Origin of the sequence: Kitasatospora sp. CMC57, assembly GCF_045866025.2 — a bacterium.
GTDB lineage: Bacteria > Actinomycetota > Actinomycetes > Streptomycetales > Streptomycetaceae > Kitasatospora.
Genome location: NZ_AP035881.2, coordinates 2,610,421 through 2,635,422 on the forward strand (window position 1 = coordinate 2,610,421; position 25,002 = coordinate 2,635,422).

At 71.5% G+C, this 25,002-nt stretch carries 22 protein-coding genes and 1 riboswitch; of the genes, 4 read left to right on the forward strand and 18 right to left on the reverse strand.

All coding sequences use genetic code 11. From position 1 onward, the window contains the following. Positions 1–12: 12 nt before the first annotated feature. The 9 genes from ACKUU6_RS11485 to ACKUU6_RS11525 all read right to left on the reverse strand — a co-directional run bounded on the left by ACKUU6_RS11485 (position 13) and on the right by ACKUU6_RS11525 (position 10,810). Positions 13–966, reverse strand: a complete 954-nt coding sequence (locus ACKUU6_RS11485) for a methionine synthase (RefSeq protein ID WP_407992097.1) — start codon at positions 964–966, stop codon at positions 13–15. Positions 967–1,046: 80 nt separating this feature from the next. Beyond that, positions 1,047–2,828: a prolyl oligopeptidase family serine peptidase gene (locus ACKUU6_RS11490; protein WP_407988394.1), complete on the reverse strand. Its 1,782-nt coding sequence runs from the start codon at positions 2,826–2,828 to the stop codon at positions 1,047–1,049. After that, positions 2,828–4,072, reverse strand: a complete 1,245-nt coding sequence (locus ACKUU6_RS11495; RefSeq protein WP_407992098.1) for an MFS transporter — start codon at positions 4,070–4,072, stop codon at positions 2,828–2,830. The genes ACKUU6_RS11490 and ACKUU6_RS11495 overlap by 1 nt, the downstream gene beginning before the upstream one ends. Next, positions 4,066–5,229, reverse strand: coding sequence for a cytochrome P450 (locus ACKUU6_RS11500; RefSeq protein ID WP_407988395.1), 1,164 nt, complete (start codon positions 5,227–5,229; stop codon positions 4,066–4,068). The genes ACKUU6_RS11495 and ACKUU6_RS11500 overlap by 7 nt, the downstream gene beginning before the upstream one ends. A gap of 6 nt (positions 5,230–5,235) precedes the next feature. Beyond that, positions 5,236–6,366, reverse strand: a complete 1,131-nt coding sequence (locus ACKUU6_RS11505) for a cytochrome P450 (protein ID WP_407988396.1) — start codon at positions 6,364–6,366, stop codon at positions 5,236–5,238. A gap of 625 nt (positions 6,367–6,991) precedes the next feature. Next, positions 6,992–7,681: an SDR family oxidoreductase gene (locus ACKUU6_RS11510; protein ID WP_407988397.1), complete on the reverse strand. Its 690-nt coding sequence runs from the start codon at positions 7,679–7,681 to the stop codon at positions 6,992–6,994. Beyond that, entirely contained in the window at positions 7,681–8,211 is a 531-nt protein-coding gene (locus ACKUU6_RS11515) for a TIGR00730 family Rossman fold protein (protein ID WP_407988398.1), read from the reverse strand. Before ACKUU6_RS11515 ends, ACKUU6_RS11510 begins: the two co-directional genes overlap by 1 nt. A 37-nt stretch (positions 8,212–8,248) precedes the next feature. After that, a complete protein-coding gene (gene mnmA / locus ACKUU6_RS11520) occupies positions 8,249–9,385 on the reverse strand; it encodes a tRNA 2-thiouridine(34) synthase MnmA (protein WP_407988399.1) in 1,137 nt (378 codons plus the stop codon). A 240-nt stretch (positions 9,386–9,625) separates the two neighbouring features. After that, positions 9,626–10,810: a cysteine desulfurase family protein gene (locus tag ACKUU6_RS11525; protein ID WP_407988400.1), complete on the reverse strand. Its 1,185-nt coding sequence runs from the start codon at positions 10,808–10,810 to the stop codon at positions 9,626–9,628. Between the two features lie 107 nt (positions 10,811–10,917). Here ACKUU6_RS11525 and ACKUU6_RS11530 point away from each other — a divergent pair, with 107 nt between their 5' ends. Continuing rightward, positions 10,918–11,739: an IclR family transcriptional regulator gene (locus ACKUU6_RS11530; protein WP_407988401.1), complete on the forward strand. Its 822-nt coding sequence runs from the start codon at positions 10,918–10,920 to the stop codon at positions 11,737–11,739. On the opposite strand, the gene ACKUU6_RS11535 is transcribed toward ACKUU6_RS11530, so the two are convergent. From ACKUU6_RS11535 to ACKUU6_RS11575, 9 genes are all read right to left on the reverse strand, one after another. Further along, entirely contained in the window at positions 11,675–12,334 is a 660-nt protein-coding gene (locus tag ACKUU6_RS11535; RefSeq protein WP_407988402.1) for a trimeric intracellular cation channel family protein, read from the reverse strand. The genes ACKUU6_RS11530 and ACKUU6_RS11535 overlap by 65 nt on opposite strands. 59 nt (positions 12,335–12,393) lie before the next feature. Continuing rightward, positions 12,394–13,236 carry a class I SAM-dependent methyltransferase gene (locus tag ACKUU6_RS11540; protein WP_407988403.1) on the reverse strand — a complete coding sequence of 281 codons (843 nt, stop codon included), beginning with the start codon at positions 13,234–13,236 and terminating at the stop codon, positions 12,394–12,396. 107 nt (positions 13,237–13,343) lie between these two features. Next, complete coding sequence (locus ACKUU6_RS11545; RefSeq protein ID WP_407988404.1) at positions 13,344–14,375, reverse strand: ABC transporter ATP-binding protein; 1,032 nt, start codon at positions 14,373–14,375, stop codon at positions 13,344–13,346. A gap of 29 nt (positions 14,376–14,404) precedes the next feature. Beyond that, positions 14,405–15,481: an ABC transporter ATP-binding protein gene (locus ACKUU6_RS11550; RefSeq protein WP_407988405.1), complete on the reverse strand. Its 1,077-nt coding sequence runs from the start codon at positions 15,479–15,481 to the stop codon at positions 14,405–14,407. Next, the gene (locus ACKUU6_RS11555) at positions 15,478–16,476 is read right to left on the reverse strand and encodes an ABC transporter permease (RefSeq protein ID WP_407988406.1); all 999 of its coding nucleotides are present in this window, start codon (positions 16,474–16,476) and stop codon (positions 15,478–15,480) included. The genes ACKUU6_RS11550 and ACKUU6_RS11555 overlap by 4 nt, the downstream gene beginning before the upstream one ends. A gap of 121 nt (positions 16,477–16,597) precedes the next feature. Then, a complete protein-coding gene (locus tag ACKUU6_RS11560; protein WP_407988407.1) occupies positions 16,598–18,370 on the reverse strand; it encodes an ABC transporter substrate-binding protein in 1,773 nt (590 codons plus the stop codon). 147 nt (positions 18,371–18,517) lie between these two features. Beyond that, positions 18,518–19,498 carry an ABC transporter permease gene (locus ACKUU6_RS11565; protein ID WP_407988408.1) on the reverse strand — a complete coding sequence of 327 codons (981 nt, stop codon included), beginning with the start codon at positions 19,496–19,498 and terminating at the stop codon, positions 18,518–18,520. 419 nt (positions 19,499–19,917) lie between these two features. Next, a complete protein-coding gene (locus ACKUU6_RS11570) occupies positions 19,918–20,685 on the reverse strand; it encodes an enhanced serine sensitivity protein SseB C-terminal domain-containing protein (protein WP_407988409.1) in 768 nt (255 codons plus the stop codon). A 120-nt stretch (positions 20,686–20,805) separates the two neighbouring features. Further along, positions 20,806–21,615, reverse strand: a complete 810-nt coding sequence (locus ACKUU6_RS11575; RefSeq protein WP_407988410.1) for an enhanced serine sensitivity protein SseB — start codon at positions 21,613–21,615, stop codon at positions 20,806–20,808. A gap of 120 nt (positions 21,616–21,735) precedes the next feature. Continuing rightward, positions 21,736–21,838: riboswitch (glycine riboswitch) on the forward strand. Between the two features lie 151 nt (positions 21,839–21,989). On the opposite strand from ACKUU6_RS11575, the gene gcvT reads away from it, so the two are divergent. The 3 genes from gcvT to glyA all read left to right on the forward strand — a co-directional run bounded on the left by gcvT (position 21,990) and on the right by glyA (position 24,908). Beyond that, positions 21,990–23,099, forward strand: a complete 1,110-nt coding sequence (gcvT, locus tag ACKUU6_RS11580; protein WP_407988411.1) for a glycine cleavage system aminomethyltransferase GcvT — start codon at positions 21,990–21,992, stop codon at positions 23,097–23,099. Between the two features lie 79 nt (positions 23,100–23,178). Then, positions 23,179–23,553, forward strand: coding sequence for a glycine cleavage system protein GcvH (gcvH, locus tag ACKUU6_RS11585; RefSeq protein WP_407988412.1), 375 nt, complete (start codon positions 23,179–23,181; stop codon positions 23,551–23,553). 89 nt (positions 23,554–23,642) lie between these two features. Continuing rightward, positions 23,643–24,908 carry a serine hydroxymethyltransferase gene (gene glyA, locus ACKUU6_RS11590; RefSeq protein WP_407988413.1) on the forward strand — a complete coding sequence of 422 codons (1,266 nt, stop codon included), beginning with the start codon at positions 23,643–23,645 and terminating at the stop codon, positions 24,906–24,908. Positions 24,909–25,002 lie beyond the last annotated feature (94 nt).

The window sequence follows — 25,002 nt, forward strand, 5'->3', positions numbered from 1 at the left end:
CCTCCCAATGACCTACTCCGGGTTGTCCACCAGGCTCTGCGCCGCCCTCGCGCTGAGTGACAGCGCCGTGCGGGCGTACGCGGGCGAGGCCCCCGCCAACCCGCAGGTCGGTGTCACCAGCACCCGGCGGCCCAGCAGCTCCGGGGACAGCCCCAACCTGCGCCACAACGTCCTGACACCCTGGACACTACCGGCCGGGTCTGTCATTCCCGTGTCGGTGGAGGGCACCACACCGGCGAGGATCACCGTGCCCTCCTCGACCGCCTCACCGATCTCGTCGTCATCACGCTCCGTCAGCAGAGCGAAGTCCAGCGAGATGCCGGCCACCCCGGCCCGGCGGAGCAGCGGGATCGGCACGCCCGGGGCGCAGCTGTGCACCACGACGGGCACGTCCAGCGCCGAGACCACGTTCCGCAGCACCTCCTCGGCGACCTGCCGGTCCACCGCCCGGAGCCGCTGGAACCCGCTCGCCGTCCTCACGTCACCGGCAAGTACGGCGGGCAGCGAGGGCTCGTCCAGCTGGAGCACCGGCTGCGCGCCCGGGATCCGCTTCCGGACGTCCGCCAGGTGCCGCCGCAGCCCCTCGGTGAGCGACTCGGCGATCCCCCGGCAGGCGCCCGGGTCGCGCAACGCCTTCTCGCCGCTGCGCAGTTCGATCGAGGCGGCCAGCGTCCACGGCCCGACCGCCTGGAGTTTCAGCGCGCCCTGGTACCCCTGGGTGAACTCCTCCAGCGCGTCCAGGTCCTCGCCGAGCCAGGAGTGCGCCCGCCGGGTGTCGCGCCCCGGCCGGTCGGCGAACCGCCAGCCGCTCGGCTCGGTCTGCGCGAACAGCTCGACCAGCAGACCGGCCCCCCGCCCGATCATGTCCGCCCCCGGCCCCCGGGCGGGCAGCTCGGGCAGGTGCGGCAGGAACTCCAGCGCGCCGACGGCGGTCTTCGCCGCCTCCCGGGCGTCCGTACCCGGCATGGAACCGATCCCGGTCGCGGCGCCGACCAGCTCGGGGAATCCCAGTTGAGTGCTCACCCGGGCGAGCCTACTGCGGAAACTCAGACATCCCCGATGTGCTTCCGGGCGAAGCCGATGGTGGCCGCCAGGTGCCTGACCCGTTCCGCCGCGACCAGCGAGCCGTGCCCCGCGTCGTAGCGGTGGACCTCGTGCTCCTTGCCCAGCTCGGCCAGCCGGTTCACGTAGTTGTCGATCTGCCGGATCGGACAGCGCGGGTCGTTCTCCCCCGCGATCACCAGCACCGGCACCGACACCGCCTCGACGTACGTGAGCGGCGAGGAGGCCAGGTAGCGCTCGGGCACCTCCTCGGGCGAGCCGCCGAACAGGGACCGGTCGTACGCCTTGAGCGCCTCCATCTCGTCCTGGTAGGCGGTCAGGTAGTCGGCGACCGGCGCGTTGCTGATGCCCACGGTCCAGTCGCCCGGGTGCAGCCCCAGCCCGAGCAGGGTGAGGTAGCCGCCCCAGGAGCGGCCGGCCAGCACCAGCCGGTCGGGGTCGGCCAGGCCGGTGGCCACCGCCCAGTCGCGGACCGCCTTGACGTCCTCCAGCTCGGTGAGTCCGGGCCGGCCCTCGATGGCGTCCCGCCAGGCCGAGCCGTAGCCGGTCGAGCCGCGGTAGTTGACCTGGACCACGGCGAACCCGTGGTCCACCCAGGCGGCCACCAGCGGGTCGAAGGCGTCGGCGTCGTACCCGGTCGGGCCGCCGTGCACCTCGAAGACGCAGGCGTACGGCGCCACGCCGCCCGGTGGCCTGGAGATCAGGGCGTGCACCGGCCCGCCGGGCCCCTCGACCCAGGCGTCCTCGACCGGCACCGACGGCGGCGCGGCGGGCCCGGGCGGGGCGAGCACCACGTGCCCGGCGGTCGACCGGATCACCTGCGGTTCGGCGGCGGACGACCAGGCGAACTCGACGCTGCCGTCCGGGCGGACGGCCGCCGCCCGCACCGTGGCGGAGCCGATCGTCCCGCGCGGCGTCGGGATCCGGCTCAGCTCGCCGCTGGCCAGGTCGTAGCGGTGGAGCTCGTCCCTGGCGTGGTGGGAGTGCGAGATCAGCAGGGCGTCGCCGGTCGGGTACCAGTCGGCGCCGGTCTCGCCCGGCAGGTCGAGGACCAGCTCCCGCTGGGCCCCGCTGACGGTGTCCCAGATCAGCAGTTCGGGCCGGCCGCGGCGCTCGTGCTCGACCAGCAGCCGGGCGTCGCCCGGGACGGGGGCGAAGCCGACGCCCTTGAGCCCGAGCCCAGGACCGTCCCACAGGTCGGCGACCGTCGAGCCGTCCACCGCGAGCACCCGCAGGGCCGGGTGCCGGCTGTCGCCGTGCTCGCTGTGCCCGATCGCGACCAGCGAGTCGTCGGCGGAGAGCGCCACCACCTGGGCGTCCTCGCGGTGTCGGTACAGCGGCACCGGGTCGGCACCGGGCCGGCAGAGCACGACGCTGCTTCCCGTCGCACCGGTGCGGCCCACCACGGCGAGACCGCCGGCGCCGAGCGCCAGCCCTGCCGGGTAGGCCGGTTCCAACCCCGGGACGGCCGGCCGGTCGGTGTCCCCGTCGAACGGGCGGCACATCCAGACGCCGAACTCGTCGCCGTCCGTGTCGGCGAACCACCACAGCCACCGGCCGCTCGGGTCGATGGTGCCCATGAGGGTCCCGTTCGCCCGCTCGGTGACCTGCCGGTGGGTGTCGGTGGACCGGTCCCAGGCGTGGATCTCCCAGGTACCGGTGGCGTTGGACCGGTAGACGCAGCGCTCGGGCCGGTCCCTGGCCCAGACCGGCAGGCCGACCTTGGCCGCCCGGAGCCGGGACTGCCAGCGTTCGGTCTCGGCCATCAGTGCACTCCTTCAGAGGTCTGGCTCTCGGTGGTCCTGGACGTGGCACGCGACCTGGCCCGGTCCGCGAGCAGCAGGACGCTCAGCAGGCCGAGGGCCGCCGCCACCGGGACCACCACGGTGGGCGAGGCGAACTCGGCGGCGGCGCCGGCCGCCGCGAAGCCGAGGCCCTGCCAGAACATCAGGCCCGCGGTCTGGATGCTCAGCGCCCGGGCCCGCAGGTGCTCCGGAGCCACCTCGAGCAGCACCCGGTCCTGGCCCAGGTGGAAGCTGGAGCCGAGCCCGGAGACCACCAGCAGCACGGCCGTCAGCGCCACTCCGGGACTGAACAGGAAGAACACCAGCGGCAGGAAGACCAGCGCGGCGGCGGGCGCGATCACCCGGACCTGGGTGGCCGCGGAGAGCCGCCAGTTGCTCAGCAGCTCGCCCAGCACCGTCCCGATCGGGTTCGCGGTCAGCAGCAGCCCGGCTCCGACACTGCCCGCGCCAAGGATGCCCGCGTACGGCACCGCCAGCGCCTCGGGCGCGACGCCGAGCATCGGGACCGCCCAGCCCAGCAGCAGCACCCGGCGCAGCGGACGGACCTTCAGCACCGCGCCGAGGCCGCCCAACGAGTCCTTCAGCAGGGCGGGCCGGGGCGCGTCCTTGACGGACTCGACGGTCCGCTCCCGGGTCCCGAACTGCAGCAGCACCGCCGAGACCAGGAAGCTCACCGCGTTGCCGAGCAGGATCACGCTGGGCGAAGCCACCGTCAGCAGGACACCGCTCAGCGCGAATCCGCCCATCTGGGCGCCCTGGCTGACCAGTCGCATCAGGCTGCGCCCCGGGACGTAGACCGGCCCCGGCAGCACGTCGGGCAGGGTGGCGGCCCTGGCGCCGGAGAACACCGGCTCGACCAGGCCCAGCACGAAGGCCAGGACCAGTACGGCCGCTGACGGTGTGCCGGGAAGCGCCATCGCGCCGGCCAGCAGCGCGGACAGCACGTTGCAGACCACCAGCAGGCGGCGCGGCGGGAACCGGTCCACCAGGGCCGAGAGCAGCGTCCCGGCCAGCAGGAACGGCGCGAGGATCAGGGTGAAGACGAGAGAGGCCAGCAGTGGCGAGCCGGTCTTCTGGTAGACGAGCACGGTGAGCGCGAAGTTCGCGACCACCGTGCCCGACATCGAGATGACGTGCGCCAGGAACACCGCACGGAACTCACCGACGGCGAGGGCGTCACGGTAACGGCCGGACGTGGTCAGAATGTGATCTCCAGCGGAAGGATTTCCAGCGTGCGCACGGTGGCGAGCTTCTTGTAGGTGGCCGGCTCCGCGAGCCGCAGCACGGCTCCGCGTTCGAGCAGCACGGTCAGCACCTCGCGCAGCAGCATATGGGCGAGGATCGAGCCTGAACAGGCGTGTGCGCCGTATCCGAACGTCAGGTGGTGGTTGGGCCACCGTCCCAGGTCGATCCGGTCCGGCTCGGTGAAGTGCGCCGGGTCCCGGTTGGCGGCGGCGAACATCATCAACACGCCCTGGCCGCGCAGGACCTGAACACCCGCCAGCTCGGTGTCCCGGACCGCCAGCCGGGTGGTGCCCTGGATCGGGGCCTCGAAGCGGAAGAACTCGTGCGGGGCCCGGTCCAGCGTGACCGGGTCGCCCAACTGCTCGGCGAGGATCCGCGGGTCGCGGGCCAGCGCGTGCAGGGCGTTGCCGAGCGAGGCGGGCACGGCGGTGAAGCCGTTCACCACCAGGGTGCGCAGCGAGTTCATGGTCGCCGCCCTGGGGATGCCCGCCTCGGTCGCCCGGTCCACCAACTCGCGCAGCGGGGCGCGGGGTTCGAGCTCGCCCACCCAGGTCTCGATCAGGTCCGCGAGCCTGCCCTGGGCCTCGACGCCGGGCTTGCGGGCCGACGGCACCAGCCCGCCGTCCATCGCCTGGGTGATCGCCGCGGCGATCGGCCGGATCACCTCGAGGTCGAACTCGGGCAGGCCGAGCGCCTGCGGGATGAACCAGCGCGCCAGCGGCTCGGTGAACTCGCTGACCAGGTTGACCGGCCCGGCCGGCAGCGCGTCCAGCCGGGCCGCGATCTCGGCCCTGGCCCGCTTCGCCAGGTCGTCGCTGGCCATCTCCATCAGCGAGTGGGCCAACACCCCGTAGATCCCGGTGTGCTCCGGCGGGTCGAAGGTGTGCACGCTCAACGAGACGTCGGGCACGATCTCGCCGGCCCGCCGCCAGTCGGCGGCGAAGTTCTCGTGGTCCAGCAGCACGCTCTTGCAGTGCTCGTACGAGGTGAGCACCCAGCTGTCCAGCCGGTCGCTCCACACCGGACCGCCCAGGGCCCGCAGGGCCTCGTACGTCGGGTACGGGTCCTTCAGCGTCTCCGGGTCCAGCGGGTCGTACGTATCGATCAGGTCGGTCATTCGGGGTCAGCTCCCAGCGGTTCGAAAGGTGACGGGCAGTCGGTCCGGGTAGCGCAGCGTGGCGCGGGTCTCGCGCACGGGCGGGCCGGCCGGGCGGGGCGGGCGCGGTGCCCGGACCAGACCGGTCACCAGAGCGCGGATGATGATCCGGGCGAGCATCGCGCCGGAACAGGCGTGCGGCCCCCAGCCCAGCGAGAGGTGCCGGTTGGGGCTGCGGTCGAGCACCAGTCGGTCGGGCGAGGCGAACTGGGCGGGATCGCGGTTGGCGGCGCCGAAGAGCATCAGGACCAGCTGGCCGCGCTCGATCGTGACGCCGCCGATGCTGGTGCGCCGTACGCAGGCCCTGGTGGTGCCCTGCACCGGGCTGTCGAACCGGAGCAGTTCGTCGACACCGGTCTCCAGCAGCTTCGGGTCGCGCAGCCGCTCCAGCGCCTCCGGCCGCTCCAGCAGCGCCAGCACCGCGTTCGCGGCGGCGCCGACGGTGGTGCTGAATCCGGCCAGGAAGAGCACCCGGGAGCTGTTCCAGACCTCGCCCTCGGAGACTCCCGCCTCCGCCGCGCCGGCCAGCACCTGGGTCAGCAGACCCGGCCCCCTGGTGGCGCCGTGCCACCCGGCGATCAGCTCGTTGATCTCCTTGCGCGCGGCCATCGCCGGCTCCAGCACCTCGGGTCGCAGCCCGGCGTCCATTCCGTGCACCAGCGCGTCCGAGAGGGCGGCGAAATCGGCTACCGGCGGGATGTCGACACCCAGCAGCCGACAGACCGCCGAAAGCGCCACCGGGCGGGCCAGTTCGGCCGTGAAATCGAATTCAGGAGCGTCCGCGAATTTCTCCAGCAGCTGCACCGTCTCGACCACCGCCATATCGCCGATGAGGTCGAGGTCCTGATTTCGGAACGCATTGGTGAAAAGGCGACGGATGGGCGTGTGATCCGGCGGGTCGAGCGCCTGCATGCTCATCACTGTCGAGGCGGACTCGTGCCCGGCCCGACGCCAGTCGCTGGCGAAGTTCGCCGCGTCCCCCAGGACGGCCCGGCAGTCCTCGTACCTGGTCAGCACCCAGGAGTCGAGCCGGTCACTCCAGAACACCGGTGAGGCGGCACGGAGTTCGGAGTACGTCGGATAAGGATCAGTCACCATGACCGTCGACAGTGGGTCATAGTCAGGCACGTGGGCGTCCCCTCGGAAGTTCGCGGAAGAAGACAGGCGCGTGGCCCGGGCCGTCGGGCCCGGGCCACGCCATGAATTATCAGTAGTCGTAACGCATGTCGAACCCCCCTCTCCGAGCCGGTCACCACCGTGCATTGCAATTCCCCGCCGGTGGCTGTGCCCCAACTATCACTCGCCTCGACAGCTGTCGCAACCGTTAATTCGAGGCGTCCGTTCGATTCCGGTGAGCACTGTCCGGAATTGATCGTTGCAGATCACCCAGGGTCAGTCGAAGCGGAACAGTGGGACAGGTTTATCCGACCGTCGGCCTGGTATGCCCGATATCCACCCTCAGGTCATTCGTGGGCAATCCCGGCATACCCGGGGGAGCCGCCGACCGCCGGGGTCCTGCACGACCCGACGGGGCGTCACCCAACGTGTTTCGCCGCTCGGCGATTCGGCCCCGAAGCACCTCTCGCCCGGACCGACCCGTCGTATCCGATCCACCCCGTGGACATCAGGGCTGGTGAGCGGCCGGACCCGGCTCCCGACACGCCGAAGCCCCCGGAGCGGAAGCACGATTCCGCCCCGGGGGCTTCACAGAACGAACGCTCGGTCAGCCGCCGGGGCGGACCGTGATCTCGGTGATCTCGGCGTCCCTGGGCAGGTCCAGCGCCGTGAGGATCGCGGTGGCGACCGACTCCGGGGCGATCCACCGGGACGGGTCGTACTCCTTGCCCTCCTGCTGGTGGACCTTCACCTGCATCGCGGTGGCCGTCCGCCCGGGATAGACCGAGGTGACCCGGACGCCGTGGCCGTGCTCCTCGGCCCGCAGCGAGTCCGCCAGCGCCCGCAGCCCGAACTTGCTCGCCGCGTACGCCCCCCAGGTGGCATGGGCGGACAGGCCGGCGCCGGAGTTGACGAAGACCACGTGGCCCCGGGCCTGCCGCAGGGACGGCAGCAGCAGCCGGGTGAGCTCGGCCGGTGCGACCAGGTTGACGTTCAGCTGCTCCTGCCAGGCCTTGACCGGCAGGTCGCCGATCTCGCCGAGCTGGACCACGCCCGCGATGTGCAGGATCGAGTCCAGCTCGATCGGCAGCTCCTGCTGCCCGAGTGCCCAGGACAGCTTCGCCGGATCGGCCAGGTTGCCGACCAGGGTCCGGCTGCCGGGGAAGCGGGCCCGCAGTTCGGCCCCGCGCCTGGCGTCCCGGGCCACCAGCCAGAGCTGCTCGCCGCGTTCGGCCAACCGCCCGGCGACGACCGCGCCGATGCCGGAGCCCGCTCCGGTGATCAGGTGAGCACCCATCAGTTCTTCTCCTCCAGCAGTGCGAGCGCCTCGGCCGGGGTGGCCGCGAAGTGGATCAGCTCGGCCGACGGCCGGGGCAGGAAGCCCTCGACATCCATCCGCTCCAGCTGGGTGCGCAGCCCGCCGTAGAAGCCCTCGGTGTCGAGCACCACCACCGGCTTCTCGTGCAGCGCGTGCTTCTTCAGCTCCAGCACCTCTGTGATCTCGTCCAGCGTGCCCAGCCCGCCGACCAGCACCACCAGCGCGTCCGCGCGGGCCAGCAGCTGTGCCTTGCGCTCGGCCAGGTCACGCGTCATCACCAGCTCGTCGGCGCCCTCGTAGGTCTTGTGCGCCAGGAACTCCACCGAGATCCCGATCAGCCGGCCGCCGGCCTCCTTCACCCCGTCGGCCAGCAGCCCCATCAGCCCGGCGTGCGAGCCGCCCCAGACCAGGGTGTGGCCGCCCTCCCCGAGCAGGCGGGCGAACTCGGCGGCGGGTGCGGTGTACTTCGCGTCGAGCGAGTACGCGGAACAGAAGACGGTGATGTTCATAGTGCCCCAAGGTCTACCAGGTCCGGGGGCCGTCCGGTCAGGCCGTGACCGGGCGCCGCTCGGTACTGGCGATGGTGGCCGAGCCGACCACCCGGGTGCCGTCGTACAGCACCACGGCCTGCCCGGGGGCGATTCCGCGCGCGGGGGCGGCCAGTCGGACGTGCAGCTCGCCGTCGGACAGCGTGGCGGAGACCGGGACCTCGTCGCCGTGCGCCCGGAGCTGGGCGGTGTACGAGCCCTGGCCGGCCGGGGCCTCCCCGCACCAGCGGGGGCGGATCGCGGTCAGGCCGAGCACGTCCAGGCCCTCGACGGGACCGACGGTGACGGTGTTGTTCACCGGCGAGATGTCGAGCACGTAGCGGGGCTTGCCGTCGGCGGCCGGGGTGCCGATCCGCAGGCCCTTGCGCTGGCCGATGGTGAAGCCGTACGCCCCGTCGTGCTCGCCGAGCTTGCTGCCGTCGGCGTCCACGATGTCGCCGGTGGCGGTGCCGAGGTGCTTGGCCAGGAAGCCCTGGGTGTCGCCGTCGGCGATGAAGCAGATGTCGTGGCTGTCCGGCTTCTTGGCGACGGCCAGGCCGCGCTGTTCGGCCTCGGCCCTGATCAGGTCCTTGGTGGTGTCGCCGAGCGGAAAGAGCGAGTGCGCGAGCTGGTCGGCGTCGAGCACCCCGAGGACGTAGGACTGGTCCTTGGCCATGTCCACCGCGCGGTGCAACTGCCGCTCGCCGGACGGGAGGTCGACGATCCGGGCGTAGTGCCCGGTGCAGACCGCATCGAAGCCGAGCGCGATCGCCTTGTCCAGCAGCGCGGCGAACTTGATCTTCTCGTTGCAGCGCAGGCAGGGGTTCGGGGTCCGGCCGGCCGCGTACTCGGCGACGAAGTCGTCGATCACGTCCTCGCGAAACCGCTCGGCCAGGTCCCAGACGTAGAACGGGATCCCGATCACGTCGGCGGCCCGGCGGGCGTCCCGGGAGTCCTCGATGGTGCAGCAGCCCCGGGCGCCGGTCCTGAACGACTGCGGGTTCGAGGACAGCGCCAGGTGCACGCCGGTCACCTCGTGCCCGGCCTCGACCGCGCGCGCGGCGGCCACGGCCGAGTCGACGCCGCCGGACATCGCCGCGAGCACGCGGAGCCGGCCATTGCCAGGGGACACGGGAGCACCGGGAAAGTCAGTCATGATGCCCACCAGGGTACGTGGTGGGACCGGCCCCCATCGGTCGGCCGGGCCTGGGCCCTGTCCGGGCGATCCTGTCGGATCAGCGTGCGGCGTCGGGCGCCCGGCTGGGCGTGCGGCCGGAACGGCCTCGTACCGGGTCGTACTTGGGCGTTCCGGCCGCACGCCGAGCCGGGCTGTGACATCAGCCGCCGGCGCGGCGGGTCCGACGTCGCACGCCCGACAAGATCGCCCGGACAGGGCCTAACGGCGTGCGGCGGCGGCGAGTCCGGCGTTCCGGGCGCGGAGCACGACCGGGCCGATGGCGGCGGCCAGTGCGGCGACGTCGTCCCGGGTCGAGGTGTGGCCGAGGGAGAACCGGAGCGAGGCGCGGGCCAGCAGCGGGTCGGCGCCCATCGCGAGCAGCACGTGGCTGGGCTGCGGCACGCCGGCCGAGCAGGCCGAGCCGGTGGAGCACTCGATGCCCTGGGCGTCCAGCAACATCAGCAGCGCGTCGCCCTCGCAGCCGGGAAAGGAGAAGTGCGCGTTGGCGGGCAGCCGCCCGGCGGCCGCCGGATCGCCGTTCAACACGGCGTCGGGGACCACCCGGAACACCTCGGCGACCAGCTCGTCCCGGAGCGCGGCGACCACCGCGGCGTGCTCGGCCCGGCGCTCCACCGCGAGTTCGGCGGCGGCGGCGAACCCCGCGGCCGCGGGCACGTCCAGTGTCCCGGACCGCACGTCGCGCTCCTGGCCACCACCGTGCAGCAGCGGCACCGGCGTGACGCCCCGGCCGAGCAGCAGCGCGCCGACCCCGTACGGGCCGCCGATCTTGTGCCCGGTGACGGTCAGCGCGTCCAGCCCCGACTCGGCGAAGGAGACCGGCACCTGGCCCAGCGCCTGCACCGCGTCGGCGTGCATCGGGATGCCGAACTCCTGCGCCACCGCGACGAGTTCGTGGATCGGCTGCAGGGTGCCGACCTCGTTGTTGGCCCACATCACGGTGATCAGGGCGACCGAGGACGGGTCCCGCTCGATCGCCTCCCGGAGTGCCTCGGGGTGCACCCGGCCGTAGCCGTCCACCGGCAGGTAGTCGACCTCGGCGCCCTCGTGCTCGGTGAGCCAGTGCACCGCGTCCAGCACCGCGTGGTGCTCGACCGGGCTGCACAGCACCCGGCGGCGGGCCGGATCGGCGTCCCGGCGGGCCCAGTACAGGCCCTTCACCGCGAGGTTGTCGGACTCGGTGCCGCCGCCGGTCAGCACGATCTCGCTGGGCCGGGCGCCGAGCGAGCCGGCCAGCGACTCGCGGGACTCCTCGACCACCCGGCGGGCCCGGCGGCCGGCCGCGTGCAGGGAGGAGGCATTGCCGACCACCCCGAGGTGCGCGCTCATGGCGGCGATCGCCTCGGGCAGCATCGGAGTGGTGGCCGCATGGTCGAGATATGGCATAGCGGCTCAAGTGTAGGGGGCCTGCCGGTCACGATTTGGCCATTGCACCCTCCGCAACGCACGGTTAGCCTCCTGGCTCAACTCGACGGGTGAGGGGGCGCGGCGGAATGTCGCAGACGGTGGACCGGGCGCTGACCATCCTCGCCTCGCTCGGCGAAGGGCCCGCCTCCCTGGAACAGGCCGCCACCCGGATCGGTGTGCACAAGTCCACCGCCCTCCGACTGCTCCGCACGCTGCAGGAACACGGTCTGGTCGACCGTCAGTCCGACCAGCGCTACCGGCTCGGCGGACGGCTCTTCTCGCTGGCCCAGCAGGCCCTGGCGGGGATCGACGTCCGCCAGGTCGCCGCCCCGTACCTGGCCTCGCTGAACGACCGGTACGGGCACACCGTGCAGCTCGCGGTGCTGGACGCCGGTGAGGTGCTCTACCTTGACAAGGTGCAGAGCCGCTACCCGGACCGGCCCGGCACCTGGTCCGACCCGGCCGCCCGAATCGGCCAGCGCGTCCCGGCGGTTGCCACCGCCGTCGGCAAGGTGCTGCTGGCGGATCTGCCGGAGGATCAGCTGACGGCCTTTCTGGCCGTCCAGGAGTTCCCGGCCAGGACCAGCACCAGCATCCGCACCGCCGAGGAGTTCCGGACCGAGCTGGCCGCCGTGCAGCGCCAGGGCTGGGCGGTGGACCAGGCCGAGTACCAGGAGACGGTGAACTGCATCGCCGCCCCGGTGGTCGGCCCCGAGGGCACCACGATCGCCGCCTGCTCGATGTCCGCCCCGGTCGGGGTGGCCCCGATCGCGGAACTCAGCCGACTGCTGCCCGAGCTGCTCTGCACCGTCGAGGCGATCTCGCTGGCCTACGGCGGCTCGCCTACTCCTCGCTGGTGCGAGAACCGTTGCGGTGCCAAGCACGCGGCGCCCGCCAGCCGTACCTGAGCGCCAGCATCCGCAGCACGAACGCGGTCAGCGCCGAGGCGGTCGCGGTCGCGGTGGTGAGCTGCCCGGCGCCGATCAGCACCACCACCATCGCCGAGCCGACCAGCGCGGGCACCGCGTAGATCTCCCGGTCCCAGCGCAGCAGCGACGGCATCTCGTGCGCCAGCACGTCCCGGATCACGCCGCCGCCGGCCGCGGTCAGCATGCCGAGCGCCATCGAGGGGACCGGGCCGAGACCGTAGTCGTGCGCCTTCGCGGTGCCGGTGACGCAGAACAGGCCGAGGCCGAGCGCGTCCAGGGTCTGCACGGCACGGTTGATCCGCTCCACCTCGGGGTGCAGGAAGACCACCACCAGGGCGGCCAGCAGCGGGGTGAGGAAGTACCCGAGGTTGGTGAACGCCACCACCGGGGTGGCCCCGATCACCAGGTCGCGCATCACCCCGCCGCCCAGCGCGGTCGCCTCGGCGAGCACCCCGATCCCGAAGATGTCCATGTTCTTCCGGACCGCCAGCAGACCCCCCGACAGGGCGAAGACGAAGATGCCGACCACGTCGAGGGTCTGCTGCACACCAGGGGGGAAGAGCTGTGAGGTCACCGTCAATTCTTACCGTGCCCGTCACCCGAACGAGCACCAGCCGCCCCGGTACGGGCCGGTCAGCCCGTCGAGCGGCCCACCGCGACCAGCGCGGCCACCGGCATCGCGACGGTGCCGTCCGACTCGGCCCAGCGGGCCGTCAGGGCGTCGTACCGCTCCCTGATCCGGCGCACGGTGGGTTCGTCCTGACCCTCGATCAGCGAGGAGGTGAGCACCGTACCGGTGAGCACCGCCCGCCACCACCGGTCCGGCGCGACCCGGTGGGTCCAGCCGACCCGGTGCACCTCGACCCCGGTCAGGCCGCCGGTCCGCAGCAGTCCGGCGAAGGCTTCTGGCGTGGCGTACGGCGTGAACGGCGCGTTGTCCGGCAGCCCGGCCGGGCGGGCCGCCCCCGCCTCGGCGACGGCGTCGAAGAACACCCCCTGGGCCCGGTTGGCCGTCAGCGCGTCCCAGCAGGAGAGCACCACGGCGCCGCCGGGGACCGTCACCCGGGCCAGGTCGCGGACCGCCGCCACCGGATCGGGCACGTGGTTGATCACGAACGCCCCGACCGAACAGTCGAACCCGTTCGCCTCGAACGGCAGCCCGGGCAGCTCGGCCCGCACCACCTCGGGCAGCAGCCGGCCGGCCTCGGCCACCATCTCCGGCACCGCGTCGGTGGCCACCACCTCGGCTCCCAGCCCGACCGCCGCAGACGCCAACCGGCCGGTGCCGCACCCCACTTCGAGCAGCCGCACCCCCGGCCCCACGCCCGCCTCGGCCAGCAGCCGGCCGTGCAGCCCGGCCGTCATCGCACCGAACCCGTCGTCGTACGTACGGCTCCGCCGCGCCCAGCCGCTGCGCTCGAACTCCGCGAACTCCACCATGTGCTGCCCCTCGTCGACCGTCTCCGGTCGTGCCACGGCCCAGTCTGGCAGACCACCAACCGCCAGGGGCCCGGGGAGCCGGGACGCCGACCTCGGAAGGTCGGCGTCCCGGCTCCCCGGGCCCCTGCGGGTGCACCGGGTGCCTAGGCGGCGTTCTCCGGGAAGTGGCACGCCACCTGGTGCCCCGTCTTGGCGACCGCGAGCGGCGGCTCCTGGGTGGCGCAGACGTCCTGGGCCTTCCAGCAGCGGGTCCGGAACCGGCAGCCGCTGGGCGGGTTGATCGGGGACGGCACGTCGCCGGTGAGCAGGATCCGCTCGCGCTGCTCCTTGCGCCGGGTGTCCGGCGTCGGCACGGCCGACATCAGCGCGTTGGTGTACGGGTGCATCGGCGCCGCGTACAGCGAGTCCCGGTCGGCGATCTCGACCACCTTGCCGAGGTACATCACCGCGACCCGGTCGGAGACGTGCCGGACCACCGAGAGGTCGTGCGCGATGATCAGGTAGGTCAGGCCGAGCTCGTTCTGCAGGTCGTCGAGCAGGTTCACGACCTGGGCCTGGATCGACACGTCGAGCGCGGAGACCGGCTCGTCGGCGACGATCATCTTGGGCTTGAGGGCGAGCGCCCGGGCGATCCCGATCCGCTGCCGCTGCCCGCCGGAGAACTCGTGCGGGTAGCGGTTGTAGTGCTCGGGGCTGAGCCCGCAGAGCTCCAGCAGGTCCTGCACGGCGCGCTTGACGCCGTGCTCGGTGGCGACCTTCTGCAGCTTGAACGGTGCACCGACGATGGTGCCGACGGTCTGCCGGGGGTTCAGCGAGGAGTACGGGTCCTGGAAGATCATCTGGATGTCCCGGCGGAGCGGCCGCATCGCCGCGACGCCGAGGTGGGTGATGTCCTTGCCCTCGAACTCGATCTTCCCGGCGGTGGGCTCGTCCAGCCGGGTCACCAGCCGGCCCATCGTCGACTTGCCGCAGCCGGACTCGCCCACCACGCCGAGGGTCTCGCCCGCCCGAACCTCGAAGTCGATCCCGTCCACCGCCCGGACCGCGCCGGTCCGACGGCCGAACAGTCCCTTGGTGATCGGGAAGTGCCGGGTCAGCCCGGAGACCCGGAGCAGCGGTTCACGGTCGGAGGCCGAGGAGGGCGCTGGAATCGTCGCCGTCTGACTGTCCGTCATGGGGTCTTCTCCTGAGGGGTGGTACGTGCTCACAGCCGGGGCGCGATCTCTTCGGTGAAGATCCGGTGCCGCTCGGCGATCGGCAGGTGGCAGGCGGCGTGGTGCCCGGGCGCGGCCTCGGCCAGGGCGGGGACGTCCGTGTCGGACCGGCCGTTGGTGAGCGAGGCGTACGGGCAGCGCGGATGGAAGGCGCAGCCGGACGGCACGTTGATCAGGCTGGGCGGCGTGCCCTTGACCGGGACCAGGCGCTCCTGGAGCGGCCGGTCCAGTCGCGGCATCGAGCCCAGCAGACCCCAGGTGTAGGGGTGTTCGGGAGACTCGAAGAGGCCGGCCGCCGGGCCGCGCTCGATGCACTTGCCGCCGTACATCACCAGGATGTCGTCGGCCAGCTCGGCCACCACACCCAGGTCGTGGGTGATGATGATGACCGCGGAGCCGAACTCCTTCTGCAGGTCCCGGATCAGGTCCAGGATCTGCGCCTGGACGGTGACGTCCAGCGCGGTGGTGGGCTCGTCGGCGATCAGCAGCGAGGGGTCGTTGACCAGTGCCATCGCGATCATCGCGCGCTGCCGCATACCGCCGGAGAACTCGTGCGGGTAGGAGTCCACCCGCTTGTCGGGCTGCGGGATGCCGACCCGGTCGAGCATCTCGATCGCCCGGGTGCGGGCCTGCTTCTTCGAGGTGCCGGGGTGGTGGGCCCGGTAGCCCTCGACGATCTGGGCGCCGACCGAGTAGTACGGGTGCATCGCGGTCAGCGGGTCCTGGAAGATCATCGCCATCTTCTGGCCCCGCAGCTGCCGCACCCGGTCGGGGTCGGCGTTGACCAGCTCCTCACCGTCCAGCCAGACCTCACCGCTGATCCGGGGTGCTCCGCGCTTGGTGCCGGTGCGGTGCAGACCCATGATCGAGAGCGAGGTGACGGACTTCCCGGAGCCGGACTCGCCGACGATGCCGAGCGTCTTCCCCTTCTCCAGGGTGAAGTTGAGGCCGTCGACGGACTTGACCAGACCGTCGTCGGTGGGGAAGTGCACCCGCAGGTCGCGCACGGTGAGGAAGCCCGCCGGGGCTCCTGCGCGCTGCTCGGGCACGAAGGTGTTCTTGCTCATGTCAGCCTCACCCGGGGGTCGACCACGGCGTACATCACGTCAACCAGGAGGTTCGCCAGGATGATGAAGAAGCCGGCGAAGAGCGTCACGCCCATGATCACCGGAAGGTCACTGGAGGCGATCGAGGCGACCGCCTCGCGGCCGAGACCCTGGAGGTTGAAGGTGGACTCGGTAAGCACCGCACCACCGATCAGACCGCCGAGGTCCATCCCGAACACCGTGAGGATCGGGGTCAGCGTGGAGCGCATGGCGTGCTTGCCGATCACCGTCCGCTCGCTCAGGCCCTTGGCCCTCGCGGTCCTGATGTAGTCCTCGCCGAGCACGTCCAGCAGCGTGGCCCGGGTGAGCCGGGCGTACGTCGCGGCGTACAGGAAGGCGAGGGTGATCCAGGGCAGCAGCAGGTTCTGGAACCAGGCGACCGGGTCGGTGCCCAGCTCGACGTAGTCGTGCGGGAACCAGCCGAGCTGGTAGACGAAGATCGCGCTGGCCAGCATGCCGGTGAAGTAGATCGGCAGCGAGACCCCGGCCAGGGCGGTGATCATCGTGACGCGGTCCAGCAGGGTACGGCGCTTGAGCGCCGAGACCACACCGGTCGCGGTACCGAAGACCAGCCAGATCACGGACGCACCCGCGGCGAGCGAGGCGGTGACCCCGAGCCGGTCCAGGAGCAGCGGCCAGACCGCCCGCTCGGTCTTGAACGAGTACCCGAAGCAGGGTGCGTTGCAGTGCGTGATGTCGACGCCGGTGCTGTAGTCGCGCCCGACGAACAGACCCTTCAGGAACAGGTAGAACTGCTCGATGATCGGCTTGTCGAGGCCCATCTTGTGCCGGACGCCCTCGACCGCGACCTTGTCGGCGATCTTGCCGACGTAGTAGAGCGCCGGGTCGGTACCGGTGAGCTTCGGCACCATGAAGAAGATGCCGAAGGTGACCGCAGCGACCACCAGCAGCATGGCGACGACGTTGACGAGCCGTCGGATGAAATACACGAGCATTGCGGTCGACCCCGCCGGGCGCCGGCCGGAACCCCTGTAGGAGTTCCGGCCGGCCCCGGCGGAGCCTTCACCTGCCCTTCGGACTAGCTGTGCGAACTACGGAAGCGGGAACAGGTCTGGGTCACTTGCCGTCGGAGACACCCAGGGCCTGGAAGTCCACCTCGCCGAAGGCGTCGTTGACGAACACGTTGGTCAGGCGCGGGTTGCGGTAGTTCAGCGCCTTGTCGGCGACGACCGGCAGCCAGACCGCGTCGTCCACGACCTTGTGGTTGATCTTCTTGTAGAACTCGGCCGCCTTCGCCGGGTCCTTCTCCGCCGCGGCCGAGTCGAACCAGCCGTTGACCTCGGGGTCGTTGGTCTCGGGGTAGTTGCTGTTACCGGTCTTGGTGATGAAGCGGCCGTCCATGAGCGGCTGCATGTAGCCGGCGCCGTTCGGGTAGTCCGCGCCCCAGCCGGCCACGATCAGGCCGTAGCCCTTGGTGTGGACGGTGTCGGGCGAACCGGCGACCGAGGCCAGCAGCTTGCCGTCGTACTGGTCGACGTTCACCGTGACGTTGATGGCCTTCAGGGCGGTCTGCAGCGCGACGGCCGTGTTGACCTCCTTGGCCTTGTTGCCACGGACGGCGATGGTGGTGGTGAAGCCCTCCGGCTTGCCGCACTCCTTGAGCTCGGCCTTGGCCTTCTCCAGGTCCGGCTTGCCCTTGGTCAGGCCGTACGGGTCGTAGTCGTCCGAGCCGAGGATGTTCGGGGGCAGCATCGAGCCGAACAGCGAACCGGCCGAGGAGCCGCCACGGGCGGTCTGCAGCGCGGTGGTGTCGGCCGCGTACATCACGGCCTTGCGGCAGTGGATGTTGTCGAACGGCGCGACCTTCGGGACCAGCGAGATGAAGCGGATGAAGCCGTTGTACGGGTTGTCCGTGTTGGCCTTCAGCGCCGGGTCGGTGAGGACCTTGGCCTGGGCGGCCTGCGAGAGACCGGTCTGCGCCCAGTCGAGGTCCGCGGTGCCGTCCAGCTGGCGGGCGTCCATGTCGTCGGCGTTGGTGGTGATCGTCAGCTTGACGACGTCCGGCAGCGCCTTGCGGAACGAGTCGGTGGCCGGGTCCCAGTTCTCGTTGCGGACCAGCTCGTAGCCCTTGCCCGGCTCGGCCGACTTGAACTTGTACGGGCCCGAGGAGACCGGCTTGTCACCGTACTTGGCGCCGGTGTCCAGCTTCTGCGGCACGGGCGAGGCGGAGCCCATCGCCAGCAGGTACGGGAAGGACGAGTCCGCCGCGGCCAGGTGGAAGATGATCGTGTTGTCGTCCGGGGTCTCGACCGTCTTCAGACCCAGCTTGTTCGGGTCCGTGTCGGTGTAGGGGCCCTTGTAGTCCTGGCCCTGGTCGAGCGAGTTGATCAGGTAGGTCGGACCACCGGCGACGACGTCCTGCGCGAAGATGCGCTCGATGCCGTACTTGATGTCCTTGGTGGTGATCGGCGAGCCGTCCTCGAACTTCAGGCCGCTCTTCAGCTTGAAGGTGTAGGTCTTGCCGTCGGCGGCGATCTCCGGCTGCGCGGCGGCGAGGTCCGGAACGAGCTTCAGGCCCTCCTTGCCCGGCTTGCCGTCGAAGGCCAGCAGCGTACGGGCGTAGAAGCGCTCGTAGTTCCACACCGAGGCGTAGTACGCGCGACCCGGGTCCAGCGAGTCGACGTCCGTGCTGGACCACAGGTTGAGCGTGCCGCCCTTCTTGTCGGAGGGGTTGAGCACCTTGTCGACGGCGGCGTTGAAGCCACCCTTCGAGGCGGACTTGCTGGCGCCGTCGCCGGCGCCGCCGCCCTTCGAGCCGCCGCAGGCGGACACGGTGAGGGCCAGCGTGGCCACCAGGGCGGCGGCGGCGAGCGTCCTGTTACGCGTCATGGGTACGGATCCTCCTGATGATGTGCGGGCCTGAGCGGTCCGCCGGGGGGCTGTGGTCCCCCAAGTGGGTGGGCCGCGTGATGGACCGGCCGTCGATGGGGGTCGGACGGCCTTGCGGGGTGGGGCGGTTGGTGCTCGCCTGGGGGCTCAGTTGCCCTTGGGGTCGAGCGCGTCACGCAGGCCGTCGCCGAACAGGTTGAAGGCGAGGACGGTGACGAAGATGGCCAGACCGGGGATCACCATGTAGGTCGGGTCGACCTGGTAGATCTTGGTGGCCTCGGAGAGCATCTGGCCCCAGGAAGGGGTCGGCGGCTTGACGCCCGCGCCCAGGAAGCTCAGGGCGGCCTCGCTGAGGATGTTGGTGGGGATGATCAGGGTCGCGTAGACCAGGATCGGGGCCACCAGGTTGGGGAGCAGCTCGCGGAGCAGGATGTGCACCCGGCCCGCGCCCAGGCTGCGGGCCGCGTCGACGAACTCCCGTTCGCGCAGCGACAGCGCCTGTCCTCTGACGATGCGTCCGATGTAGGGCCAGCCGAAGAAGCCGATCACCAGCACCAGGATCGCCATCCGGACCCCGCTGCCTTCGAGGCCGAGCAGGGAGTTGGGCATCACCGAGACCAGTGCGATGCTGAACAGCAGCTGCGGGAAGGCGAGCAGGACGTCCATCACCCGGCTGATCGCGGAGTCGATCCAGCCGCCGAAGTACCCGGCCGTGACACCCATCAGCACGCCGATGACCACCGACACGGCGGCCGCGAGCAGGGCCACCGTCAGCGAGATGCGGGCACCGTAGACGATCCGGCTGAACACGTCGCGACCGAAGGTCGGGTCCACGCCGAACAGGTAGTCCGCACTCATCCCGCCGAACGCGCCCTTGGGCAGCCCCAGGTCGGGGTTGATCTGGTCCGGGTGCGGCTCGTCGACCGGGTGACCCAGGAGCGCGGTGAGCACCGGCGCGAAGACCGCGGCCAGGACCAGCAGCAGCACCACGATGCCACCCGTGAGCGCGACCTTGTCGCGCTTGAGCCGGTCCCAGGCGATCCGGCCCGGCGAGCGGCCCTCGATCTTCTTGGCCGGCACGGCGGTCGGCGGCGGAGCGTCGATCGTGCTCTCAGTGGAAGTGCTCATGTCTCAGTTCGTTCCCCTCGCCGACGGTGGCCGGCCCACGGTCCGGACACGCACGGACGTCGGGCCCGGTGGGGCCCGGGTCCGAGAAGGTCCGGTGTCGCGTACTGGTGCGGAGGTGGTGCTGGTGCGTCGGTGCGGTGCTGCCCGGCCGCTGTTACGGCGGTGTACGAAGGATGCTGAAAAGCAAGGTGGTTGCAGGACCGGGTCGGCCAAACCCATGAACCGCGTTGGGCAGACTCTCTGGCATTCGGGTCGCGATACGCCAGACCTGACAACCGAAGGATGCCCAACTGTGATCTGTCCGCATGCAGTTGTGATCTTGGCGAATAACGCTCTTCACACAGCTGTTACATGCCTGTCAAGATGGGTGCGGATGAACGACCTGGACGTACCCCAACCACCCCGTCGGACCAGGGGGTTCACTGCCAGGGCTGATGCGGCCAGTACCCCTGCGCCGGGTAGGGACGGGCCTCCCGGTCGAAGAACGGGCGGGCGCAGGCGCGCATCCACATCGCCACCGGGTCCCACTCGTCGGCCAGCACCACGGTGGAGACCGGCAGGCCGGCCGGGATCTGCGGCAACGCCCGCTGCACCAGCGCCCTGGCCGCCTCGACGGCGGGCGGCGAGGTGTCGTAGAGATCGAGACCGATCGCCAGGTACGGCTCACCGAGGGCCGGCCGCACCCAGGCCTGCCGGAGCGCCCTGACCGGGCGGACCTCGGCCGCCTCGCGCTGCAACTGGGCGTAGAACTGCGGTGCCTGGACCACCGGCTCGGTCAGCTGGAGCGGCCCGGCGGGCAGTCGGTCGAGACCGGCGGCGACCCGCCGCAGATCGGCCCACGGCACCCCGACCCCGCCGCCGGGCACGTGCGGGTTCAGCCACAGGCCCCAGCGGGTGCGGTACAGCGCGTTGGCGATCTCCGGCCCCGGGATCACCTCGTGACTGCGGGCCCAGCCGCTCGCGGCCAGCTGCTCGGGCGAGGTGACGGCGGGCGCGTAGCCGTGGCCGCCGATCTCCATGTTCCCGTACTGGGCGTCAGGGCTGCCCGGGGTGCCGTGCCACAGCAGCATCCAGACCCGGCCCTCGGCCAGCGCGTACAGCAGGCGCTCGTAGGCGTCGAAACGGTCGGGCGCGACCTCGCCGAGGGCGCGCTCGATCGCGCCGTCTGCCGTCGCTCCCGCGCTCATGCCTCGCTCCGCCCGTCTCCGCCCGTCCCGCCCGTCCGGCCCTGGGCTCCGAGCGAAGCCTATTGGGCCGTCCCGACAGCCGTCATACCGCCGCCCCGTACCGGTGGGTCACCCGTCGGCTCAGCCCGCGACCGTGCCGGACCTGACGTAGAAGGGACGTACCCGGGTGAGCATCCAGTCCACCACCGGATCGGCCACCAGATCCAGCAGCACCAGGTGGACGCCCCACGGCGGCGGGGTGGTTCCGAGCGCCCGCCCGAGCGCCTCGTTGACCTGGCCGGGATCGGCCGGCCAGCCGGCGTCCAGCTGCACCCCGATGAACAGCACGGGCGTGTCCCGCTCCACCCCGGCCAGCGCCCGACGAGCCGTCAGGACACCTGGCAGTTCGGCGAGTTCGGTGATCGCGGCCCCCAGGAAGGCGTACGGCTCCTCGGCCGGCTCCGGCTCCCGCAGCGCCACCCTGGCACCGTCCGGCTGCTGCTCCCAGCGCTCGCCCTGCGGCCCCCGGCGCAGCTCGCCGACCCCCTCCGGCGGCACCGGGATGCCCACCGGCGCCTCCGGGTTGACCGCGATGCCGACCCCGAGCGGCAGCCCCCGGGCGAACTCCCAGGCCGGGGCGATCGCGAAGGCGAGGCCCGGCGCGTGCTGCAGGAAGGTCTCCTGCGAGGAGAAGACCGGGACGTACGGCGAGCCCGCCAGTTCGATCGTGGGCAGGTCGAGACCGCTGCCCTGCGGGTCCGCCCCGGCCGGCAGCGGGATCCAGATCCGACTGCGCGCCAGCACCTCGATCACCCGGGGCGTCGCGCCCGGATCGCCGAGCGCGGCGGTCAGCACCTGCTCCAGCTCGTTGACCGGCCAGCTGCCACCGGGCGGCGCGCTGCCCGGCTCGGCCCATGCCTGCGCCCCTGTGTCGCCCGCCGGGTAACCCATCGCCCTCTGGTACCGCCCCTCTAGGTCTGTGCTGCGACGAGCGTAGCGGTCGGCCCCCTCTCCCACGGGGGTTGCGACTCGTGCCATGATGACCCCGCCCACAACTTCACACTGGCCGCTCGAACCCGCGCGGGAGAGTCCGGACTGCCCTCGTGGCACAGGCCGGCGCCGAAGGAGCAAGTCCTCCCCGGAATCTCTCAGGCACCCCTACCGCCCGGGCGAGGCAGATCTGGAAAGTGGACACGGCCGCGCCGTGCGCCCACCCACGGTGCAAGCCGCCATCCTTGGATGTGCGGTGAAGCTCTCAGGTTGTGACGACAGACGGGGAGACTCCACCCCCGCATGCCCGTTTGCTGCCAAGGAGTCCAGTCACCATGTCCCCTCGCCTCACCGCGCTCGACGCCCTGCACCGCTCGCTCGGCGCGACCATGACCGACTTCGCCGGCTGGGACATGCCGCTCCGCTACGGCAGCGAGCGCGAGGAGCACCTCGCGGTCCGTACGAAGGCCGGCCTCTTCGACCTCTCGCACATGGGCGAGATCACCGTGACGGGCCCCCAGGCCGGTGAGCTGCTGGACCACGCACTGGTCGGCTTCATCTCCGCGCTCGGCGTGCTGCGCGCCCGGTACACCATGATCTGCCGCGAGGACGGCGGCATCCTGGACGACCTGATCGTCTACCGCACCGGCGAGACCGAGTACATGGTGGTCGCCAACGCCTCGAACGCCCAGGTGGTGCTGGACGCGCTGACCGAGCGCGCGGCCGGCTTCGACGCCGTGGTCCGCGACGACCGGGACGCCTACGCGCTGATCGCGGTCCAGGGCCCGGAGGCCAACGGCATCCTCGCCTCGGTCACCGACGCCGACCTGCCCGGCCTCAAGTACTACGCGCTGCTCCCCGCCACCGTCGCGGACCGCGAGGTCTGGCTGGCCCGCACCGGCTACACCGGCGAGGACGGCTTCGAGGTCTTCTGCGCCCCGGCCGACGCCGAGCACCTGTGGAACGCGCTCACCGAGGCCGGCGCCCCCGTCGGCCTGATCCCCTGTGGCCTCTCCTGCCGCGACACCCTTCGCCTGGAGGCCGGCATGCCGCTGTACGGGCACGAGCTCTCCACCGACCTGACCCCGTTCGACGCCGGGCTCGGCCGGGTGGTGCGCTTCGACAAGGAGGGCGACTTCGTCGGCCGCAAGGCCCTGGAGGCCGCCGCCGCACAGGCCGAGACCAACCCCCCGCGCAAGCTGGTCGGCCTGGTCTCGGAGGGCAAGCGCGTCCCGCGCGCCGAGTACGACGTCGTCAGCCCGGACGGCACCCCGATCGGGCGGATCACCTCGGGTGCCCCGTCCCCCACCCTGGGCAAGCCGATCGCCATCGCGTACGTGGACGCGGCGCACGCCGCCCCCGGCACCGAGGTGGCGGTCGACGTGCGCGGCAGGCACGAGCCGGTCGAGGTCGTCGCGCTGCCGTTCTACAAGCGCGCCCGCTGACACCCTTTCAGTTCCGGAACCCCGGTCCGCTCAGCGGACGGCTTCGCCCTACCCTCTTGCGATCCTGGAGAATGACACCATGAGCAACCCCACGCACCTGCAGTACACCGAGGAGCACGAGTGGCTGACCGAGGCCGAGGACGGTGTCTCGACGGTCGGCATCACCAAGCACGCCGCCGACGCCCTCGGTGACATCGTGTACGTCCAGCTCCCGGAGGTCGGTGACACCGTCACCGCTGGTGAGACCTGTGGCGAGCTCGAGTCCACCAAGTCGGTCAGCGACCTGTACTCCCCCGCCACCGGCGAGGTCGTCGAGATCAACCAGGCCGTCATCGACGACCCGGCCTCGGTCAACAGCGACCCGTTCGGCGACGCCTGGCTCTACAAGGTCCGCGTCGAGGCGACCGACAAGCTGCTGTCGGCCGCCGAGTACGACGCCTTCATCAAGGCCTGACCACCGGTTGACGGGGGGCCGGCCGCAGCGCGGCGGCCGGCTCCCTCCCCTGGTCCACTGCCCGCACCGCCCCACGGGAAGACCCTGACATGACGGTTCTCAATCAGTCCCTGCACGCGCTCGACCCCGAGATCGCCGCCGCGGTCGACGCCGAGCTGCACCGCCAGCAGACCACCCTCGAGATGATCGCCTCCGAGAACTTCGCGCCCGTCGCGGTGATGGAGGCGCAGGGATCGGTCCTCACCAACAAGTACGCCGAGGGCTACCCCGGCAGGCGCTACTACGGCGGCTGCGAGCACGTCGACGTGGCCGAGCAGATCGCCATCGACCGGGTCAAGGAGCTGTTCGGGGCAGAGTACGCCAACGTCCAGCCGCACTCCGGCGCCTCCGCCAACCAGGCCGCCCTGTTCGCGATCGCCCAGCCCGGTGACACCATCCTTGGCCTGGACCTCGCGCACGGCGGCCACCTGACCCACGGTATGCGCCTCAACTTCTCCGGCAAGCAGTTCAACGTGGTCGCGTACCACGTCGACTCGGCCGGCCTGGTCGACATGGCCGAGGTCGAGCGCCTCGCCAAGGAGCACCGCCCCAAGGTGATCATCGCGGGCTGGTCCGCCTACCCCCGCCAGCTGGACTTCGCCGAGTTCCGCCGGATCGCCGACGAGGTCGAGGCCTACCTGTGGGTCGACATGGCCCACTTCGCGGGCCTGGTCGCGGCGGGCCTGCACCCGAACCCGGTCGAGTACGCGGACGTGGTCACCTCGACCACGCACAAGACGCTCGGCGGCCCCCGCGGCGGCATCATCCTGGCCAAGCAGGACTTCGCCAAGAAGCTGAACTCCTCGGTCTTCCCCGGCTTCCAGGGCGGCCCGCTGGAGCACGTGATCGCGGCCAAGGCCGTCTCCTTCAAGGTCGCCGCCTCCGAGGACTTCAAGGAGCGCCAACAGCGCACCCTGGAGGGCGCGAAGCTGCTCGCCGAGCGTCTGCTCCAGGACGACGCGACCGCCGCCGGCGTCTCGGTCCTCTCCGGTGGCACCGACGTGCACCTGGTCCTGGTCGACCTGCGCAACAGCCAGCTGGACGGCCAGCAGGCCGAGGACCGGCTGCACGAGGTCGGCATCACGGTCAACCGCAACGCCGTCCCGAACGACCCCCGCCCGCCGATGGTCACCTCCGGCCTGCGGATCGGCACCCCGGCGCTGGCCACCCGCGGCTTCCAGGCCGAGGACTTCCGCGAGGTCGCCGACATCATCGCCGAGACCCTGCTGCCCACCTTCGACGAGGCCAAGGCCGAGTCGCTGAAGGCCCGGGTCACCGCGCTGGCCGTGAAGTACCCGCTCTACCCCGAGCTGTAGCCAGCTCTTCGCCGGGAGGTGTGACGGGCGACACCCGCCACACCTCCCGGCCACCCGGGGCACCGCGCACACTGGACAGTGAGGCGGTGCCCCG

Excerpts from the sequence above, each read along its gene's own strand:
- ACKUU6_RS11485 (WP_407992097.1), bottom strand. The coding sequence starts at position 966 with ATGCCGGGTACGGACGCCCGGGAGGCGGCGAAGACCGCCGTCGGCGCG.
- ACKUU6_RS11490 (WP_407988394.1), bottom strand. The coding sequence starts at position 2,828 with ATGGCCGAGACCGAACGCTGGCAGTCCCGGCTCCGGGCGGCCAAGGTC.
- ACKUU6_RS11500 (WP_407988395.1), bottom strand. The coding sequence starts at position 5,229 with ATGACCGACCTGATCGATACGTACGACCCGCTGGACCCGGAGACGCTG.
- ACKUU6_RS11505 (WP_407988396.1), bottom strand. The coding sequence starts at position 6,366 with ATGGTGACTGATCCTTATCCGACGTACTCCGAACTCCGTGCCGCCTCA.
- ACKUU6_RS11510 (WP_407988397.1), bottom strand. The coding sequence starts at position 7,681 with ATGGGTGCTCACCTGATCACCGGAGCGGGCTCCGGCATCGGCGCGGTC.
- ACKUU6_RS11515 (WP_407988398.1), bottom strand. The coding sequence starts at position 8,211 with ATGAACATCACCGTCTTCTGTTCCGCGTACTCGCTCGACGCGAAGTAC.
- mnmA (WP_407988399.1), bottom strand. The coding sequence starts at position 9,385 with ATGACTGACTTTCCCGGTGCTCCCGTGTCCCCTGGCAATGGCCGGCTC.
- ACKUU6_RS11525 (WP_407988400.1), bottom strand. The coding sequence starts at position 10,810 with ATGCCATATCTCGACCATGCGGCCACCACTCCGATGCTGCCCGAGGCG.
- ACKUU6_RS11530 (WP_407988401.1), top strand. The coding sequence starts at position 10,918 with ATGTCGCAGACGGTGGACCGGGCGCTGACCATCCTCGCCTCGCTCGGC.
- ACKUU6_RS11545 (WP_407988404.1), bottom strand. The coding sequence starts at position 14,375 with ATGACGGACAGTCAGACGGCGACGATTCCAGCGCCCTCCTCGGCCTCC.
- ACKUU6_RS11550 (WP_407988405.1), bottom strand. The coding sequence starts at position 15,481 with ATGAGCAAGAACACCTTCGTGCCCGAGCAGCGCGCAGGAGCCCCGGCG.
- ACKUU6_RS11555 (WP_407988406.1), bottom strand. The coding sequence starts at position 16,476 with ATGCTCGTGTATTTCATCCGACGGCTCGTCAACGTCGTCGCCATGCTG.
- ACKUU6_RS11560 (WP_407988407.1), bottom strand. The coding sequence starts at position 18,370 with ATGACGCGTAACAGGACGCTCGCCGCCGCCGCCCTGGTGGCCACGCTG.
- ACKUU6_RS11565 (WP_407988408.1), bottom strand. The coding sequence starts at position 19,498 with ATGAGCACTTCCACTGAGAGCACGATCGACGCTCCGCCGCCGACCGCC.
- ACKUU6_RS11570 (WP_407988409.1), bottom strand. The coding sequence starts at position 20,685 with ATGAGCGCGGGAGCGACGGCAGACGGCGCGATCGAGCGCGCCCTCGGC.
- ACKUU6_RS11575 (WP_407988410.1), bottom strand. The coding sequence starts at position 21,615 with ATGGGTTACCCGGCGGGCGACACAGGGGCGCAGGCATGGGCCGAGCCG.
- gcvT (WP_407988411.1), top strand. The coding sequence starts at position 21,990 with ATGTCCCCTCGCCTCACCGCGCTCGACGCCCTGCACCGCTCGCTCGGC.
- gcvH (WP_407988412.1), top strand. The coding sequence starts at position 23,179 with ATGAGCAACCCCACGCACCTGCAGTACACCGAGGAGCACGAGTGGCTG.
- glyA (WP_407988413.1), top strand. The coding sequence starts at position 23,643 with ATGACGGTTCTCAATCAGTCCCTGCACGCGCTCGACCCCGAGATCGCC.